General features: G+C 70.4%; 15 protein-coding genes and 2 tRNA genes. 10 read left to right on the top strand and 7 right to left on the bottom strand.

Annotated elements, in window-relative coordinates; all coding sequences use genetic code 11:
• The first annotated feature begins 41 nt into the window (after positions 1-41).
• On the top strand, positions 42-341 hold the full coding sequence (locus EDF46_RS07175; RefSeq protein WP_123505587.1) for a hypothetical protein: 300 nt from the start codon (positions 42-44) through the stop codon (positions 339-341).
• A gap of 100 nt (positions 342-441) precedes the next feature.
• On the opposite strand, the gene pgm is transcribed toward EDF46_RS07175, so the two are convergent.
• A complete protein-coding gene (gene pgm, locus EDF46_RS07170; protein ID WP_123505586.1) occupies positions 442-2,061 on the bottom strand; it encodes a phosphoglucomutase (alpha-D-glucose-1,6-bisphosphate-dependent) in 1,620 nt (539 codons plus the stop codon).
• A 99-nt stretch (positions 2,062-2,160) separates the two neighbouring features.
• Between pgm and pheA the strand changes: the two genes are divergently transcribed.
• Entirely contained in the window at positions 2,161-3,144 is a 984-nt protein-coding gene (pheA, locus tag EDF46_RS07165) for a prephenate dehydratase (protein ID WP_123505585.1), read from the top strand.
• 83 nt (positions 3,145-3,227) lie between these two features.
• Here the strand turns inward: pheA and EDF46_RS07160 are convergent, their stop codons facing one another.
• Entirely contained in the window at positions 3,228-4,244 is a 1,017-nt protein-coding gene (locus EDF46_RS07160; protein ID WP_123505584.1) for a diacylglycerol kinase family protein, read from the bottom strand.
• Between the two features lie 126 nt (positions 4,245-4,370).
• On the opposite strand from EDF46_RS07160, the gene serS reads away from it, so the two are divergent.
• The 6 genes from serS to EDF46_RS07130 all read left to right on the top strand — a co-directional run bounded on the left by serS (position 4,371) and on the right by EDF46_RS07130 (position 9,088).
• Positions 4,371-5,636, top strand: coding sequence for a serine--tRNA ligase (gene serS, locus EDF46_RS07155; RefSeq protein WP_123505583.1), 1,266 nt, complete (start codon positions 4,371-4,373; stop codon positions 5,634-5,636).
• Positions 5,633-6,478, top strand: a complete 846-nt coding sequence (locus EDF46_RS07150) for an HAD family hydrolase (protein WP_233579919.1) — start codon at positions 5,633-5,635, stop codon at positions 6,476-6,478. The genes serS and EDF46_RS07150 overlap by 4 nt, the downstream gene beginning before the upstream one ends.
• A 244-nt stretch (positions 6,479-6,722) precedes the next feature.
• A tRNA-Ser gene (locus EDF46_RS07145) sits at positions 6,723-6,807 on the top strand.
• Between the two features lies 1 nt (position 6,808).
• Positions 6,809-7,489: a histidine phosphatase family protein gene (locus EDF46_RS07140; RefSeq protein ID WP_123505582.1), complete on the top strand. Its 681-nt coding sequence runs from the start codon at positions 6,809-6,811 to the stop codon at positions 7,487-7,489.
• 274 nt (positions 7,490-7,763) lie between these two features.
• A complete protein-coding gene (locus EDF46_RS07135; protein ID WP_123505581.1) occupies positions 7,764-8,315 on the top strand; it encodes a DUF3090 domain-containing protein in 552 nt (183 codons plus the stop codon).
• Positions 8,315-9,088: an SCO1664 family protein gene (locus tag EDF46_RS07130; protein ID WP_123505580.1), complete on the top strand. Its 774-nt coding sequence runs from the start codon at positions 8,315-8,317 to the stop codon at positions 9,086-9,088. The genes EDF46_RS07135 and EDF46_RS07130 overlap by 1 nt, the downstream gene beginning before the upstream one ends.
• A 245-nt stretch (positions 9,089-9,333) precedes the next feature.
• On the opposite strand, the gene EDF46_RS07125 is transcribed toward EDF46_RS07130, so the two are convergent.
• From EDF46_RS07125 to EDF46_RS07105, 5 genes are all read right to left on the bottom strand, one after another.
• Positions 9,334-11,394 carry a VWA domain-containing protein gene (locus EDF46_RS07125; protein ID WP_123505579.1) on the bottom strand — a complete coding sequence of 687 codons (2,061 nt, stop codon included), beginning with the start codon at positions 11,392-11,394 and terminating at the stop codon, positions 9,334-9,336.
• Positions 11,387-12,772 carry an AAA family ATPase gene (locus EDF46_RS07120; protein WP_123505578.1) on the bottom strand — a complete coding sequence of 462 codons (1,386 nt, stop codon included), beginning with the start codon at positions 12,770-12,772 and terminating at the stop codon, positions 11,387-11,389. The genes EDF46_RS07125 and EDF46_RS07120 overlap by 8 nt, the downstream gene beginning before the upstream one ends.
• 68 nt (positions 12,773-12,840) lie before the next feature.
• On the bottom strand, positions 12,841-13,641 hold the full coding sequence (locus tag EDF46_RS07115; RefSeq protein WP_148061162.1) for a hypothetical protein: 801 nt from the start codon (positions 13,639-13,641) through the stop codon (positions 12,841-12,843).
• Between the two features lie 113 nt (positions 13,642-13,754).
• Complete coding sequence (gene pnuC, locus EDF46_RS07110; RefSeq protein WP_123505576.1) at positions 13,755-14,435, bottom strand: nicotinamide riboside transporter PnuC; 681 nt, start codon at positions 14,433-14,435, stop codon at positions 13,755-13,757.
• 25 nt (positions 14,436-14,460) lie between these two features.
• Positions 14,461-15,372, bottom strand: a complete 912-nt coding sequence (locus EDF46_RS07105) for an EamA family transporter (protein ID WP_123505575.1) — start codon at positions 15,370-15,372, stop codon at positions 14,461-14,463.
• 210 nt (positions 15,373-15,582) lie between these two features.
• Here EDF46_RS07105 and EDF46_RS07100 point away from each other — a divergent pair, with 210 nt between their 5' ends.
• Positions 15,583-16,932 (top strand): LCP family protein, encoded by a 1,350-nt coding sequence (locus tag EDF46_RS07100; protein ID WP_123505574.1) that lies wholly within the window; start codon positions 15,583-15,585, stop codon positions 16,930-16,932.
• 408 nt (positions 16,933-17,340) lie between these two features.
• Positions 17,341-17,430: transfer RNA gene (locus tag EDF46_RS07095), tRNA-Ser, on the top strand.
• The last annotated feature ends 73 nt before the right edge of the window (positions 17,431-17,503 follow it).

The raw sequence follows: 17,503 nt of genomic DNA, 5'->3' as shown, positions 1-17,503 counted from the left end.
GGGCGCAGGAACTGCGCCACCCCGTACGGCAGACTGTCCGGATGCGCACCGCCAGCCCGTCCAACTCCGACCGCAGCCGCTTCACCGCCCTCGAGCTCGAGCTGGCTGCCATCCTGTGGGCCTGGGACCCTGTCGGGGTCGCCCCCGGCCGCACCGACGACGGCGAGTACGACGACCTGGTGCGGCCGATCCTCATCGAGCTCGGCCACGGCGTCCGCGACACCGCCCTCGCCGTGAAGATCGCCGGCGCGATGAGCACCGACTACGGCCTGGCCATGCGCGAGCAGCAGGCCCGCGGCGTCGCCGCCACGATCACGGAGTGGTGGGCGGCGCAGCCCTGACCCGCCGCTCGCGCCGCATGCCGACGGCCCCGCACGCAGACGGCCCCACAGGCCGCGGCGAGTGGGGCCGTCTGCACTGAATCGTGCGGTGCTCGAACAGCTAGGCGCCGAGCGCGGCGTCGACGATCGTCTTCGCCTCCTCCTGGACGCGCTTCAGGTGCTCCGGGCCCTCGAACGACTCGGCGTAGATCTTGTAGACGTCTTCGGTGCCCGACGGGCGGGCGGCGAACCACGCCTTCTCGGTGACGACTTTCACGCCGCCGACCGCGGCGCCGTTGCCGGGGGCCTCGCTGAGCTTCGCGACGATCGGGTCGCCGGCGAGCTCGGTGGCCGTGATGTCGTCGCCGCTGAGCTTGCCGAGTCGTGCCTTCTGCTCTTTGGAGGCGGCGGCGTCGATGCGCTGGTAGACCGGAGCGCCGAACCTCTCGGTCAGGTCGGCGTACAGCACCGACGGAGACTTGCCTGTGACGGCGAGGATCTCGCTGGCGAGGAGGGCGAGGATGATGCCGTCTTTGTCGGTGGTCCAGACGGAACCGTCGCGACGCAGGAACGACGCGCCGGCCGACTCCTCACCGCCGAAGGCGACGCTGCCGTCGACCAGCCCGGGTACGAACCACTTGAACCCGACCGGGACCTCCCAGAGGCGACGGCCCAGCGAGTCGGCGACCTTGTCGATGATCGACGACGACACCAGCGTCTTGCCGATGGCGGCGTCGGAGCGCCACTCGGGGCGGTGGCTGTAGAGGTAGTCGATGGCGACGGCAAGATAGTGGTTGGGGTTCATGAGGCCGCCGTCGGGGGTCACGATGCCGTGGCGGTCGGCGTCGGCGTCGTTGCCCGTGACGATGTCGAACTCGCCCTTGCGCTCGACGACGCTCGCCATGACGGAGGCGCTCGAAGGGTCCATCCGGATCTTCTCGTCCCAGTCGAGCGTCATGAAGCGCCAGGTCGGGTCGACGCCGGGGTTCATGACCGTGAGGTCGAGGCCGTAGGCGTCGCGGATGGCGGCCCAGTACTCGACGCTCGCGCCGCCCAGCGGGTCGGCACCGATCTTGATGCCGGCCTTCTTGATGGCGTCGAAGTCGATCACGTTGGCGAGGTCGAGCACGTAGCGGCGCAGGAAGTCGTAGCGGCCGGGGCTGACGTCGCTCGTCTTCACCTCGACGTTGCCGCCGGCGATGATCTCGTTGGCGCGGTTGGCGATCCACGACGTGGCGTCGCTGTCAGCCGGACCGCCGTGCGGGGGGTTGTACTTGAAGCCGCCGTCACGAGGGGGATTGTGGCTGGGCGTCACCACGATGCCGTCGGCCTGCTCGGTGTGGGCGGGATCGTTGTTGTAGACGAGGATCGCGTGGCTCACCACGGGGGTGGGCACGTAGCCGTTCTCGGCGTCGGCGAGGACCTTCACGCCGTTGCCCGCGAGGACCTCGAGGGCGGTGCGCTCGGCAGGGCCCGAGAGGATGTGGGTGTCGCGGCCGATGAACAGCGGGCCTGTGATGCCCTGACCGGTGCGGTACTCGACGATGGCCTGCGTGATCGCCGCGATGTGCGCCTCGTTGAAGGCCGAGTCGAGCGACGAGCCGCGGTGGCCGGACGTGCCGAACACGACCTTCTGCGACGGGTCGGTGACGTCGGGGGTCAGCGAGTAGTAGGCGGATGTGACTGCCTCGGGGTCGATGAGGTCAGCGGGGGTGGCGTAGGTGCCGGCGCGATCGGTCATGAGACTCATAGTGGCACCTGGCGGAGAACCGCGTCGAAGTTGTCCACAGGCGAGGCGGGCCAGCGAGGAGGAGGGTGCGCCTGCCCTAGGCTCTGAGCCATGTCAGAGCACGCCGGCGCCCGCCCCGAGACCACGTACAGCTATCTCGGCCCGGCGGGCACCTTCACCGAGGCGGCCCTCAAGCAGGTGCCGGAGGCCGCCGGGAAGACCTGGCGCAGCGTCAACAACGTGGGCGAGGCCCTGGCCGACGTCGTCGCCGGGCGCAGCGTCGCCGCGATGATCGCGATCGAGAACTCCGTCGACGGCGGCGTGAGCGCGACGCAGGACGCCCTGGCGAACGTGCCCGGCCTGCGGATCCTCGGCGAGTACCTCGTCAAGGTCGACTTCGAGCTCGTCGCGCGGCCGGGTACGTCCCTCGCGGAGGTCAAGGTCGTCAACGCCCACCCGGTCGCGTACGCCCAGTCGCGCCGGTGGCTCGACAGCACGCTGCCCGAGCACGGTCACCTCCCGGCCACCTCCAACGTGGCTGCGGCCGCTGCCCTCCTCCCGCCGGCGCCGGGTGAGGCGATCGTCGGGGTTCTCGCCGACGCGGCCGTCGCGCCCCTCGGCATCACCGAGCACTACCCGCTCGAGGTGCTCGCGCGGAACATCGGCGACAACTCCAACGCCGTCACGCGCTTCGTGCTCGTCGGCCGGGCCTCGGCGGTGCCAGCGGCGACCGGGTCCGACAAGACGACGATCATCGCCGAGCTGCCCGACAACCGCGCTGGAGGGCTGCTCGACATGCTGGAGCAGTTCGCGACGCGCGGCATCAACATGAGCCTGCTCCAGTCGCGACCCATCGGCGACGCGCTCGGCCGGTACCGCTTCGTGATCGACCTCGACGGCCACATCCTCGACGAGCGGGTCGCCGACGCCCTGCTCGGCCTCAAGCGGTTCAGCCCGAGCGTGATGTTCCTCGGGTCGTACCCGCGGGCCGACCACAAGGCGGTCACGGTGACGCCGCGCTACGACAACGCCGCTTTCGTCGAGGCGCGCGACTGGCTTCGCGGGTTGGTCGCGGGCGAGCCCGGCGACGGGTAGGCGCGGGGCGGGCGAGCCCGGCGGCGGGTGGATGCAGGCGGGCGGCGGGCGAGCCCGGCGGCAGTTCCTGCGCCCGCGGGGTTCTAGGCGGGGACGCGCACTCGGAGGGCCAGCGGGTCGACCCAGGCTCGGATGGCGACCGCCATGCCGTGCGAGTCGCCGTCGAGCTCGAAGTCCTGGGGGGATTCGAGGCGGACGACGATCTCGGAGCCCTTCATGTAGCGGACGGTCTTGAGGTCGGGCGCGAGCCTCATGACCTGGCGGCCCGCTCGGCTGCGGCGGAGGATGCCGTTCTCCCACACGATCTTGAGCCAGATGCCGACCCAGTCGATCTTGCGTTCGGGGCGGAGGGCGACGATGTCGAACACCCCGTCGTCGATTGCCGCGTCGGGCAGCAGCATCAGGTTGCCGGGGAGCAGCCCGCAGTTGCCCAGGATGATCGTGTGGGTCTTCATCGACTTGCGGCCCGAGTGGTCGAGGTCGTAGCGGATGTTCATGCTGTTGTTGTCGCGGAGGCTCCGGGCGATGGCGTCGACGTAGGCGAGCCAGCCGATGCGCTTCTTGAGGGTGTCGTTCGTGTTGGCGAGCATCTGGGCGTCGAGCCCGAGCCCGGCCATCACCACGAAGACGCTGCGGTCGCGCGTGCCGTCGGGGTTCTCGATGTCGACGACGCCGAGGTCGATCTTGCGCTCGACGCCGTGGAAGACGGTCGAGATCGCGTTGTCGAGGTGGTCGAGGCTGAGCTTGAGGTTGCGGGCGAGCAGGTTGCCGGTGCCCGACGGCAGGAGGCCGAGCGCCGTCGTGGAACCCCGCAGCGCCTCGGCGACGTTGCGCACGGTGCCGTCGCCGCCGGCGGCGATGACCACGTCGGCCCCGGCCTCGACGGCCTGGCGGGTGACGCCGCCGCCCGGGTCTTCGATGCTGGTGGCGTAGTAGAGCGTCTCGTTCCAGCCCGCCTTGTTCTGGTGACGGCGGACCGACTTCTTGATGTCGGCGAGCGACACCTTGATCGGGTTGTAGACGACGGCCGCGGTCTTGGGAGCGGCGGCGGCGGCCTCGGGGGCATCCCTCTCGGCGGGCGGGGAGGACGGGGTGCTCATGGGCCAACCGTATTCGACGCGGACCGCGCGTGTGTGGCGGGCGTGTTAACGCAGTCGTCGAGCGGCGTTCTCCACAGGCCTGACGGGCGGAGGCGACTCGCGGCCGGTATTCCTTAGACTGGCGGGGTGATCGATCCCCAGCTGCTCCGCGACGCCCCCGACCTCATCAAGACGAGCCAGGCGGCGCGCGGCGACTCCACCGAGGTCGTCGACGTCGCAGTCGCGGCCGACGTCAGCCGCCGGGCCGCGATCGCGTCCTACGAAGACCTCCGCGCCGAGCAGAACGCCTTCGGCAAGACCGTGGCCAAGGCGCCTAAAGACGAGAAGAAGCAGCTCGTCGCCCAGGCCCAGCTGCTCGCCGCCAGGGTGAAAGAGGCGCAGGCCGCGTCGACCGCCGCCGACGAGGCCTTCGACGCGGCGATCCGCGCCATCGCCAACCCGATCATCGACGGGGTGCCGGCCGGCGGCGAGGAGAACTTCGTCACTTTGCGCACGCACGGCGAGCCCCGCGAGTTCGACTTCGAGCCGCTCGACCACGCCGACCTCGGCGAGAAGCTCCGCGCCATCGACATCAAGCGCGGCACGAAGGTGTCGGGCTCGCGCTTCTACTTCCTGCGAGGCGTGGGCGCCCGCCTCGAGCTCGGGCTCATGAACATGGCGCTCGACAAGGCCATGGCCGAAGACTTCACGCCGCTCATCACGCCGACGCTGGTCCGCCCCGAGATCATGGCCGGCACCGGATTTCTCGGCGCCCACTCCGACGAGATCTACTACCTCCCGGCTGACGACCTCTACCTCACCGGCACGAGCGAGGTCGCGCTCGCCGGCTACCACGCCGACGAGATCGTCGACGTGTCGGAGGGCCCGATCCGCTACGCCGGCTGGTCGACCTGCTACCGCCGCGAGGCCGGTGCCGCCGGCAAGGACAACCGCGGCATCCTGCGCGTGCACCAGTTCAACAAGCTCGAGATGTTCACGTACGTGCACCCCGATCAGGCCGAGGCCGAGCACGACAAGCTCGTGTCGTACCAGGAGGCCATGATCCAGGCGTGCGAGCTCAGCTACCGCGTCATCGACGTGGCTGCCGGCGACCTCGGCTCGAGCGCGGCCCGCAAGTTCGACATCGAGGCCTGGGTTCCGACGCAGGGTACCTACCGCGAGCTGTCGTCGACCTCGAACTGCACGACGTTCCAGGCCCGCCGCCTCGACACCCGCTACCGCACCGAGTCGGGCAAGACGGCGCCGGTCGCCACGCTGAACGGCACGCTGGCCACCACGCGCTGGCTCGTCGCGATCCTCGAGACGCACCAGCAGGCCGACGGCTCGGTCGTCGTGCCCGCAGCCCTCCGCCCCTACCTCGGCGGCCTCGAAGTGATGGAGCCCGTCGCGTGACCTCCTCCACCCCCGCCGTGACGCGGTCCCCTGCTCCGCGCCGAGACGACGCCTGGCTCGTCGCGCTCGACGTCGACGGCACGATCATGACCGAGGGTGGCCAGATCAGCGATGCGGTCGCCGGCGAGATCCGCCGCCTGCGCGGCGAGGGCCACGAGGTCATGATCGCCACGGGCCGCTCGGTCGCGATGACGCTGCCCGTCATGGAGCGGCTCGGCCTGGAGTCCGACTACGTGGTCTCGTCGAACGGTGCGATGACGCTCGGGCGCGATGACACTGCCGCCAGTGGTTACTCGACGGTCTTCGTCGAGGAGTTCGACCCCACCGATGTCCTCACGACGATCAACGGCCGCCTCGAGGGCGCCGGCTACGCCGTCGAGGATGCCCACGGCAACATGCTCTACCTCGGGGCGTTCCCCGAGATCGCCCTCACTCCGACGAGCCGCGAGGCGAGCTTCGACGAGCTCTGCGGTGTCCAGGCGACCCGCGTCGTCGTCATGTCGCCGTCGCACAGCCTCGACGAGTTCCTCGAGATCGTCGAGAGCATGGGCCTGCACAAGGTCAGCTACAACGTCGGCTGGACGGCCTGGCTCGACATCGCGCCCTTCGGCGTGACCAAGGCCACGGCGCTGGAGCGCGTCCGCACGTGGCTCGACATCCCGGCCGAGCGCGTCATGGCCGTGGGCGACGGGCGCAACGACATCGACATGCTCGCGTGGGCCGCGCGCGGCGGCCGCGGTGTCGCGATGGGGCAGGCGCCCGACGACGTGCTCGAGGCGGCGTCCGAGCGGACCGGCTCGGACGTGGAGGACGGGCTCGCCGCGGTGCTGGCGACGCTGTAGCGCTTGTACGCCGCGCGAGCGTGCGCCTCGCGTCGCGTCGCGAGCGTGCTCGTCGCGCCGCTTCATAAGGACGCCTGGGGTAGACGTCCTCGTCAGCGTCGCACCCCGGCGGCGTTCTCCTAGTGGGCGTCGCAGATTCGCCGTCGAATCCTTCGTCACGCACACGTCGTCCTTGCCAGAGGACGCGCCACATCACGCGTCCGATACACTCGCAGAGGCTGCGAACCCGCGTGTTCGCACGCCGGGAGGGCTGTCCGAGCGGCCGATGGAGCTTGTCTTGAAAACAAGTGGGCAGAAATGTCTCGTGGGTTCGAATCCCACGCCCTCCGCATGGCCACAGTGATACTCGTCCGGCATGGACGCACGTCCGCGAACGCGTCGGGGGTGCTGGCCGGGCGCACCGCCGGCGTCCGGCTCGACGACACCGGGCGGCGTCAGGCCGCGCGCACAGCCGAGAGGCTGGCGGCGGTTCCGCTGGTGGCGACGGTGTCGAGTCCGCTGGAGCGGTGCCGCCAGACGACCAAGTTCCTGCGCGATGCCCAGGAGGGCAGCCCTCCCGCGCTCATCGAACGCGCGATCACGGAGTGCGACTACGGCGACTGGCAGGGGCGCACGCTCGCGGAGCTCGCCAAGGAGGACCTCTGGAAGGTCGTCCAGTCGCAGCCGTCGGCCGCGGTCTTCCCGGGCGGCGAGTCGCTGCCGACGATGCAGGCGCGTGCGGTAGCGGCGATCCGGAAGCACGACGCCGCGTTCGAGGCCGAGTTCGGGCCGGGTGCGGCGTGGGCGGCGATCAGTCACGGCGACATCATCAAGTCGATCCTGGCCGATGCGCTGGGCATGCACCTCGACCTCTTCCAGCGCATCAACGTCGGCCCGGCGTCGGTGTCGATCATCCGCTACGGCGCGAACCGGCCCGACGTCATCGCGACGAACACCGATTCGGGCGACCTGTCGTGGCTGGCGAAGACGGCGGCGCCTGCGGCCGATGCGGCGGTCGGCGGCGGCGCCTGAACCCTCGCGTTCGGCTTCTGCGCCGAGTTGCGAGACGCGGCATCCCCGCCGTTTCGGCAAAGTCCCTCTGACGCGACGGCGGGGCCGTGCCGATTCGGCGGGGCCGCGCCGCAGACCGGCGGTGCCGTGCCGATCCGGCGGGGGCCGTACCGCGCGACGGCGGGGCCGTGCCGAAACGGCGGGCCCGCACCCGGCGACGGCGGCGTCCGATGCACGCAGCGCCAGCCTCGCAAACACCCGGGAAGACCCCGCCCGACGCTCGTAGAATAAGCGCATGCCTACCATCGTCCACGGGTTCGACTGGCCAGACCGACTGATCGTCGGGACGGTGGGCCACCCCGGTTCGCGCTCCTTCTACCTCCAGGCGAAGGACGGCCGCCGCGTCGTCAGCGTCGCTCTCGAGAAGGAGCAGTCCGCGGTCCTCGCCGAGAAGATCGACGAGATCCTCGACGACCTGATGGCCCATGAGGGCAACCCGTTCAGCGTCCCGTCCGGCACCCCCGTCGAGCTCGTCGACAACGAACCGCTCGAGCAGCCCGTCGACTCGCAGTTCCGCACCGGGGCGATGACCCTGGGCTGGGACGTCACGACGTCGCAGGTCGTCATCGAGGCCTACCCGGTCGACGACAGCGACGACGATGTCGATGAGATCGACGCCGAGACCGAGCCGGCCGAGATGATGCAGGTGCGGATCCCCGTCGGCACGGCCCGGGCGTTCGCCAAGCGGACCCTCGAGATCGTGGGCGCAGGCCGTCCGCTGTGTCCGCTGTGCGGCCAGCCCATGGACCCCGAGGGGCACGTCTGCGTCGAGCCCGGCGACTTCTGATGCAGCCGGCGGCCGAGCTCGACCACGGCGCGCTCGAGATCACCGGTCGCATCCCCACCGCGTCGAACGCCACGTTCCTCGGCACGATCGGCGGGATCGAGGTCGTCTACAAGCCGATCGCCGGCGAGAAGCCGCTCTGGGACTTCCCCGACGGCGACCTCGCCCACCGCGAGGTGGCCGCGTACGTCGTCTCGGAGGCCTTCGGCTGGAACATCGTGCCCCGCACCTGGCTGCGCGAGGGCCCGCTCGGCCTCGGCATGGTGCAGCTGTGGCAAGACATCGACCCCGACCAGGACGCCGTCGACCTCGTCGACTCCGCGCTCGTGCCCGACGAGGGGTGGCGCCACGTCTTCGACGGAAGCGACGAGTTCGACAGGTCGGTCGCTCTGATCCACGAGGATTCGACCGCGCTGCGCCGCATGGCCGTCTTCGACGTCGTCGTCAACAACGCCGACCGCAAGGGCGCGCACATCCTCGAGATGCCGGGCGGCCACCGGCATGGGGTCGACCACGGCCTCACCTTCCACGAGGAGCACAAGCTCCGCACCGTCCTCTGGGGCTGGCTCGGCGAGGGGCTCCGCGACGACGAGGTCGCCGGCCTCGATCGGGTGCTGGCAGGCCTCACGTCCGGCGGCCTGGCCGACACGCTCGGCGACCTCCTGCAGCAGCGGGAGATCGCCGCGTTCACCGCCCGCGTCGAGCGCCTGCGGGCCAACCCGATCTTCCCCGCGCCGCGCGGCCACATGCCCGCGGTGCCCTGGCCCCTCTTCTGACGGTTCGGGGCTCGTGCCAGGTCGGCGAGAACTCACGCCGTCCTGAAGCGACGCTGCCGGGCTTCCCCCGTGCGTGGATGCGCGCCGAGGGGTTTCGTCTGGAGTGGCTTTCCCTGGCGGTGAATTCACGCCCAGGGAAAGCCGGAGTGGCTTTCACTGGCGGTGAATTCACGCCCAGGGAAAGCCCTCCAGAACGAAACCCCGGGGGCGTGCGGACCCGAGCCGCAAGGGCGCAGGAACTCGGCCTACGCCGACCACGACCCCCAGCCGCGCCCGAACATGTCGTCGAACCCGGCCGGACCGCCGAGCCCGCCGCCGCCGAAGCCGCCGGCCCCCCGCGACCCGAGGTACGAGCCCACCACCGCGGCACCGAGGTCGTCTGCCTCCGGCGCCGTGACGCTCCCGCCGACGCGCTTGGCCATCGAGTCGATGAAGCGGGCGAGGCCGGGGTCGTCCCCGAGACGGAAGAACGTGGTGTGGGCGCCCAGCCGCATCGAGTTGTCGAGCTCGCGCACGGCGTACGCGATGGTCAGCGGGTCGGGCGGGTAGCTGAAGTAGACCTCGCCGTTCGGCTCGAGGTGCGATGTCGGCTCGCCGTCGGTGACGATCAGCAGCACCGGCTGCGCGTTGGGGTGCTTGCGGAAGTGCCGGTTGGCCAGGAGGAGCGCGTGGTGGAGGTTCGTGCCCTTGTCCCACATCGCTTCCAGGCCCACGAGCTGCTCGATGTCCATCACCTCGGCCTGGCGGCCGAACGCGATGAGCTGGAGCTCGTCTCCGCGGAAGCGCGAGGTGATCAGCGTGTGGAGGGCGAGCGCGGTGCGTTTCATCGGCACCCAGCGGTTGTCCATCGCCATCGAGAACGAGGTGTCGACGAGCAGGGCGACGCAGGCCTGGGTGCGAGCCTCGGTCTCCTGCACCTCGACGTCGCCGATCTCGATTCGGAGGGGAGTTCCTGCGCCCTCGCCTGCCTGGCGGGTGATCGCGTTCGTGATGGTGCGCGTGACGTCCCAGGGCTCGGTGTCGCCGAACTCCCATTCGCGGGTGGCTCCGGAGCGTTCGCCCGCGGCGCCGGCCTTGCGCATGTCGCGGGCTCCCTGACGGCCCGACATGCGGTCGGCGATGTCGCGCAGCAGCGCCTTGCCGAGCTGTCGCATGGCCTTGGGGGTCAGCTTGAGCGAGCCGTCGGTGCCGCGCTTGACGGCGGCGGAGTCGTGCAGGGCCTTCTCGAGCTGCTGCAGGGCCCGGGCGTCGACCGCGGCCTCGTTGCCGAGCTGCTTGGCGAGCGTGTCGAGGTCGAGGTCGTCGAGCTGGGAGCCGTTGTGCGACTGCGCGAGCTGCTCGGCCAGCTGGTCGAGGTCGGCGAGGTCTTGGAAGACGCCGGTGCCGTCGCCCAGGCCGAGGCCCTGCTCGCCGTCCATCTGCTCGGAGCCGCCCCAGTTCTCGCCGGGGCGGAGCGCCTGGAGGTTCTCGTCGAGCTGAGCCAGGGAGTCCATCAGATCGGGTGAGCCGAAGGCCTGCTGGGCCAGGGCGTCGAGCTCGTCGCGCTGCTCCTGCGTCATCGAGTTGCGCATGCGCTGGGCGGCGGCGGCGCGGGCCGCCATCGCGTCGATCAGGTCGTCGACGTTCTGCGGGTTCTCGGGGAAGAACTCGCCGTGCTTGGCCATGAAGTCGTCGAACTGCTCGGGGGTGTCCTCGCCGCGGGCGTGCGCGGCCAGCAGCTCGTTCAGGTCGCCGAGCATGTCCTGGATGGCCGCCCGGTCGGCGTCGGTGGCGCTCTCGAGCGCCTGCTTCATGCCGGCGAAGCGCTGGTCGAGCATCTCGCGGCCGAGGAGGTCCTTGATCTTCTCGAAGTCCTGGCGGGCTTCGCGGCTCTTCCACCGGTAGTCGTTCAGCTCGGTGACGGCGGCCGCGGGCGAGGCCGGGAGGCTGTCGAGCTGGAGCTCCGAGAGGGCGCGGTCGCCGTCGTCCATCTCGGTGTCGCGCGCGAGCTGGCCGCGCTCGGCGAGGACGGCCTTGTCGAGCAGCTCCTTGATCTCGCGGATAGTGCCGTCGAGGTTGTGCTTCTGGGCGAGCTCGCGGCGGCGCTCGGCGACCCGGCGTGCCAGGTCGTCGAGCCCGGCCTGGTCGCGTCCGCCGCGTCGCAGGAACTCGCGCATCGCGTGCTCGGGCGAGTAGCCCGCCATGACCTCCTGCCCGATGGCGTCGAGCGCCTCGGTGAGGTCGACCGGCGGGGCCAGCGGGTCGGGGCCGCCCGCGTACTTGCCGTAGCGCGAGTCGCGCGACAGGCGGCGGTTGCCCCTAGCCATAGATGGCCTCGCCTCCGCCGGTCTCCTTGCTCACTCGGCGCGCGAGGTAGAGCCCCTCGAGGGCCAGCTCGATCGCGCCGGCCTTCTCGCCGTCGGTCTTCGCGTCGAGCCGTTCGCAGACGTCGTCGTAGATCTCGGACTCGCCCAGCGACGGCAGGCCCGCCAGGAAGTCGCGCGCCGTCACCTGCTCGCCGGTGGTCACCATCGTCCCGGCCTCGAGCGCGTCGACGAGCATCCCGAAATCGATGCCGCGGAAGTGCGCGCGCACTGCCTCGGCCGTGGCCGTCCGCAGGAGGTGGTCGAGGATCTCGTCTTCACGCCCCTCCTCGCCCGACTCGAACTCGATCTTGCCGCCGAGCACGTCGACCGCCGTCTCGAGGTCGATCGGCCTGGCCACCGCCTCGGGCTCGCCCTGGCGGCTGGCGCGGTGCAGCGCCGCCGCCGCGATGGTCTCGGCCCCGGCGATCGCGAATCGGGCGCTGACGCCGCTGCGCTGGTCGACGGCGCTCGACTCCCGCAGGGCCCGGGTGAACCGGGCCAGGATCTCGATCAGGTAAGCAGGAACTTCGGCCACCAGATCGGCCTCCTGCAGGATCACCGCGATCTCGTCGTCGAGCTCGGTCGGGTAGTGCGTGCGGATCTCGGCGCCGAACCGGTCTTTCAGCGGCGTGATGATGCGGCCGCGGTTCGTGTAGTCCTCGGGGTTCGCGCTCGCCATCACCAGCACGTCGAGCGGGAGCCGCAGGACGTAGCCGCGGATCTGGATGTCGCGCTCCTCCATGACGTTGAGCATGGCGACCTGGATGCGCTCGGCCAGGTCGGGCAGCTCGTTGATGGCGACGATGCCGCGGTGACTGCGGGGGATGAGCCCGAAGTGGATCGTCTCGGGGTCGCCGAGGCTGCGGCCCTCGGCCACCTTCATGGGATCGACATCGCCGATGAGGTCAGCGACGCTCGTGTCGGGGGTCGCGAGCTTCTCGACGTACCGCTCCGAGCGGCTCCGCCACTCGACCGGCAGCAGGTCGGCGAGCTCGGCGGCGCGTCGGATGCTCTCGGACGTGATCGGCTCGTACGGGTGCTCGCCGAGCTCGGAGCCGGCAATCACCGGCGACCACTCGTCGAGCAGGCCGGCCATGGTGCGGAGGATCCGCGTCTTGCCCTGGCCGCGCTCGCCGAGGAGCACGATGTCGTGCCCGGCGATCAGAGCACGCTCGAGCTGCGGGATGACGGTGGATTCGAAGCCGTGGAGGCCGGGCCAGGGGTCACGGCCTTCACGGAGAGCGGCGAGCAGGTTGTCACGGATTTCGGCACGAAGGGTCTTCTGGACGTGCCCCGCTGCGCGGAGCTCGCCGACCGTTGCCTCAGTTGGACGGGTCACTCGCGCAACGGTACGCCCGCTGTGTGTCGTCGGCGTCACACGATGCTGTGCGCCCTCCGCATCGAGCCCTACTTCGCGGCCTCGGCGACGACGGCGTCGACGGCGTCGGCCGGGGTCAGCGCGTCGGCGGCCGGCTTCGGGAAGCTCGAGATCGTCGACTTCGTGATTCCCGTCGACGAGATGAGCAGGTTGCCCTGGACCGCCGTGATGGCGCTGAAGGTCGCGTCACCCGCCGCGGCGCCGGCCGACGACGGGAGCGTGATGGTCTCCTCGAGGTCGATCGTGCGGTCGGCGTCGGTCGAGGCCGTGCCCTTCTTCAGCGCGATGGTGATCGACTGCCCCTGGACGGTGAGGGTGATCTTGCCGCACGCCGAGATCAGGTCGTCGACCTTCGACTCGGTGTCGCCGCTCGTGATCGCGCTGGGCAGCGCCTTGCCCGCGACCGTGGCGACGGAGACGGTGCTGGTGCCGTCGACGAGGGCGGCTCCCACGCTGTCGGCCGGGGCCGTGATGCCGAGGCCGGCCTTGAGCTTGGTCTTGCACGACTCGGGCGCGATCGTGACGCCGCTCTGGTCGAGGAGGGTCGAGAGCGGCGAGCTGCCGGCGGCCGAGGTGTTGGCCGCCTTGAGAGCGGCGTTGTCGTAGAGCTTGGCGCTGGAGCCGACTTTCGGCTTGACGGCCGTCATCAGCGCAGTCAGGTCGTCGGACGTGTAGGTCTTCGCGTCGGCGGTCGGGGTCGGCGTGCTTGCCGGGGCTGAGGAGTCGCCCGCACTCGGCGTCGACGGCGACGAGCACGAGGTGAGCCCGGCCGCGGCGATGGCGGCCGAGGCGACGAGGACGAAGAGGCGGGCGGTACGGCTGATCTTCACGGGAGTGCCTTCACGGGACGGCTGCCGGGGCTCGCGAAGCATCTCGCCCCCCACGGACATGATTCTTGGTCGATCCCAACAGTAGACCCGCCCTCGCGCTGCGGGCCGACCTGTCAGCGCGCGACGGGCGCCGGGTCGGGCATGACCGGCAGGTCGGCCAGCCGGCGGGTGCGCCGCCAGACGAAGAAGCCGGTCAGGGTGAAGACGCCGTAGACGATGTACATGAGCCCCGACGCCCAGAGCCCCGCGCTCAGCAGCAGCGGGACGCCGACGATGTCGACGGCGACCCAGATCAGCCAGAACTCGACCCACCCCTTGGCCATGCCGTAGGTGGCGAGCAGAGACCCCGTGAAGATCCACGCGTCGGCCCAGACGGGAGCGTACGAGCCGAGGGCGGTGAAGATCGGCGTGAGCACGGCGGTGCCCCCGACGAGCGCGACGAGGAGGAGGACGCGGGAGCGGGCCCCGGCCCAGCGGGGCTCGACGGCGGTGGCGCCGGAGTTCCTGCGCCCCTGCCAGCGGTACCAGCCGTAGACGGAGACGATGATGAACATGATCTGGCGGCCGGCCTGCCCCAGCAGGTTCACCGGGTGGGGCGTGTCGAACACGGCGCCCATGAACACCGTGAAGAGCAGGGCGTTGCCCAGGATGCCGATGGGCCAGGCCCACACCTTGCGGCGCATGCCGCCGAGCGCGCTGATCAGGCCGAAGAGGTTGCCGATCACCTCGCGCCAGAGCACGGCCTGGTTGCCGACCGTGAACTGCGCGTCGAAGAGCCAGTGGATGGCGCTCATGATTCCTCCCGGAGGGTCGCCAGGGTCAAACCGTAGTCGCCGGTTTTCCATTCCCCCGTATGGACTTTCGCCGGGCGCGCGAGAGCGAGGCGAACAGCACCCCGCCCACCACGAAGGCGCCGCCGATCAGCTCGGCGAGGTCGGGCACCTGCCCGAAGGCGAGCCACGACGCCAGCACGCCGATCACCGGCACCAGCATCGAGAACGGCGCGACCTGCGACGACGGGTACTTCGCGAGCAGGCCGTTCCAGAGCCCGTAGCCGAGCACCGTCGCGAACAGGATCACGTACAGCAGCCCGAGCACCGCCGGGAGCGCGTCGAGCGTCAAGGCCGTCGACAGCGACCGCCCGATCCTGCCCGGCCCCTCGAACAGCAGCGACAGCGCCAGCATCGGCAGAGGCGGAACGACCGACATCCACAGCGTCAGGTGCAGGGCGTTCGGGGCCGCCGCCCTGCGCGACGCCACGTTGCCGAGCGCCCAGCCGAGAGCACCGCACAGACCCAGGGCCAGGGGCAGGAACTCCGCCACCTGCGCCCGGTGCACCGCGATCGAGGCGAGCCCCACCACCGCCACCCCGATCCCGATGGCCTGGCGGCGGGTGATCCGCTCCCGGAGCAGCACGCCGGCGATCAGCACGGTGAAGGGTGCCGACGCCTGGACCACGATGGATGCGAGACCGCTGTCGAGGCCGGCGTCCATGGCGAGGTAGAGGAAGCCGAACTGCAGGATGCCGAGACAGGTGCCGACGGCGAGGAGCCACCGCACCGGGATCGCCGGCCTCGGCACGAACAGGACGGTCGGTATCGCGAGGATCCCGAAGCGGAGGGCCACGGTCAAAAACGGCGGGAAGTGCTCGAGCGCCAGCGCCGTGGCGGGGAAGTTGACGCCCCAGACGATCGCGACGAGGGCGGCGCGGAGGCGGTCGGTCGGCGTCATCGCCCCATCCTGGCGGGGATTCCACGCGGCGGACAGCTCCAATCCGCAGTCCGCGGCATTCTGCAGATCGCCTCCGAATCCCGTCGGCGGTCAATGGCTGCTGGCTAGAATCGTGAGCCTTGCCGCCCCCGCGCGGCGCGGCGTCGTACCGGGCGATTCGGGCCCGGGTGCCTTTCGACGTGTGCGCCGCCGCCTGAGGAAAGGACCCGCGTGAGCGACAACCACCGCTCCGAGAGCCCCCGCCGTGCCGCACGCCGAGCCCGGGAGGCCGCCGAGGCCCCTGCGACCCCGTCGCCCGCCGACTCCGGCCTCGCCCGGCACGGCCGTCTCGGCCACCGCGGATCCGGCGCGTTCGTGCTGAAGTCCGTCGCCATCGCCGCGGCCGTCGTGCTGGTCAGCGGCGTCTCCGTGGGAGCGATCGCCATCAAGCAGCTGAAGGACAATCTGGGTAGCGGAGTCGCCCTGCAGGGCGAGGAGACCGAGAAGGCGCTCCAGGGCACCGGCATCGGCGCCTACCAGGGCGGCTTCAACATCCTCATCGTCGGCACCGACAACGACGCGAAGCAGAGCACGACCGAGTTCGGCGAGCGGGACGCGACGCTCAACGACGTCAACATCCTGCTCCACGTGTCGGCCGACCACACCAATGCCACGGCCGTCAGCATCCCGCGCGACCTCGTCGTTCCGATCCCGTCCTGCAAGAAGGAGGACGGCTCCGGCTCGTCCAGCGCGATGTCGGCGCAGCCGATCAACACCGCGTACTCGTACGGGGGCCTCAACTGCGTTGTCCAGACGGTGAAGGGCCTCACCGGCCTCGACATCCCGTTCGCCGGCCTGATCTCGTTCAACGGCGTCATCGAGATGACCAACGCGATCGGCGGAGTCCCGGTCTGCGCCAACAAGCCGATCCACGACACCTACACGGGCCTCGACATCCCGGCGGGCACGACCACGCTGCAGGGGCAGGACGCCCTCGCCTTCCTGCGCTCGCGCCACAGCATCGGCGACGGATCCGATCTCGGCCGCATCTCGAGCCAGCAGGTGTATCTCTCGTCGATGCTCCGCACGATCAAGTCGAAGGGCGTGCTGGGCAACCCGGCCAAGCTCCTGAAGCTGGCGCAGGCGGCGACCGAGAACATGACGCTCTCGAACAGCCTCAACAACGTCAGCCGCATGATCGAGATCGGCGTCGCCCTCAAAGACCTGCCGCTCGCCAACGTGAACTTCGTGCAGTACCCCGGCTCGACCGCCGGCACCGGCGTCTACTCGGGCAAGGTCCAGCCCGACACGGACACAGCAGGGCTCCTGTTCGACGCGATCAAGGCCGACAAGCAGTTCACTATCCCGGAGGGCTCGACCGGCATCGGCTCGGAGGACACCTCCGGATCGACCGCCACGTCTCCCGCCACCACGCCCGCGGCGCCGTCGTCCGGGGCCGCCGGGACGCCGACCGCTCCTGCGACGTCGTCGACGACGTCGCCGTCTCAGACGACGCAGATCAGCGGCCTCACCGGTCAGACGGCCGCCGACAAGACCTGCTCGGTGGCCTACAAGTTCTAGGTGCTCCCTGAGGGGAGGTCCGCCCCGCGAGTAACCATCTCGCGGGGCGGCCTCAGTCACTCGACCGCTCAGGGGATGAGCGGGAGTGAGACCCTGCGAGGCCGGGATCAGGGGTGTTCGGCCTCGCAGGGCGCTGCGTGTCCGGGCATCTCTGCACGGCGGAACATCCGTTCCAGGCGCGACTCGACGGATTCGGGCCGTCGAGACTGGGGAGCGCCTCGGGGTGGAACGGGCTGGTGAGTAGAACTCTAGGTGTCCGCACAAATGAGGACAAGGGGACATTCCCACCCAGATCGGGGGGCAAAAACGTCCGCGTTAATGCGGACACGGGGTCAGCGACCTCATGGCGCAGGAACTCGCCCGGCCTCCGCTATAGTGGAGGCCGTGCGCTCGCAAGTCGGGCGCCGAGGAGCTGTCGCATAGTTCGGCCTAGTGCACCACCCTGCTAAGGTGGAGTGCCCTTTTTGGGCACCGTGGGTTCAAATCCCACCGGCTCCGCACTGGATTCTGCCTGTTCGCCGCTGGCGCGGCTCACCAACGCCAGTGCTAGCGCCTTCGGCTCGCTCTCGCT

The sequence above is a fragment of the Frondihabitans sp. PhB188 genome, from assembly GCF_003752365.1.
GTDB lineage: Bacteria > Actinomycetota > Actinomycetes > Actinomycetales > Microbacteriaceae > Frondihabitans.
This window is presented reverse-complemented; position numbering and strand designations above follow the sequence as displayed.

Excerpts from the sequence above, each read along its gene's own strand:
- EDF46_RS07175 (WP_123505587.1), top strand. The coding sequence starts at position 42 with ATGCGCACCGCCAGCCCGTCCAACTCCGACCGCAGCCGCTTCACCGCC.
- pgm (WP_123505586.1), bottom strand. The coding sequence starts at position 2,061 with ATGACCGATCGCGCCGGCACCTACGCCACCCCCGCTGACCTCATCGAC.
- pheA (WP_123505585.1), top strand. The coding sequence starts at position 2,161 with ATGTCAGAGCACGCCGGCGCCCGCCCCGAGACCACGTACAGCTATCTC.
- EDF46_RS07160 (WP_123505584.1), bottom strand. The coding sequence starts at position 4,244 with ATGAGCACCCCGTCCTCCCCGCCCGCCGAGAGGGATGCCCCCGAGGCC.
- EDF46_RS07140 (WP_123505582.1), top strand. The coding sequence starts at position 6,809 with ATGGCCACAGTGATACTCGTCCGGCATGGACGCACGTCCGCGAACGCG.
- EDF46_RS07135 (WP_123505581.1), top strand. The coding sequence starts at position 7,764 with ATGCCTACCATCGTCCACGGGTTCGACTGGCCAGACCGACTGATCGTC.
- EDF46_RS07130 (WP_123505580.1), top strand. The coding sequence starts at position 8,315 with ATGCAGCCGGCGGCCGAGCTCGACCACGGCGCGCTCGAGATCACCGGT.
- EDF46_RS07125 (WP_123505579.1), bottom strand. The coding sequence starts at position 11,394 with ATGGCTAGGGGCAACCGCCGCCTGTCGCGCGACTCGCGCTACGGCAAG.
- pnuC (WP_123505576.1), bottom strand. The coding sequence starts at position 14,435 with ATGAGCGCCATCCACTGGCTCTTCGACGCGCAGTTCACGGTCGGCAAC.
- EDF46_RS07105 (WP_123505575.1), bottom strand. The coding sequence starts at position 15,372 with ATGACGCCGACCGACCGCCTCCGCGCCGCCCTCGTCGCGATCGTCTGG.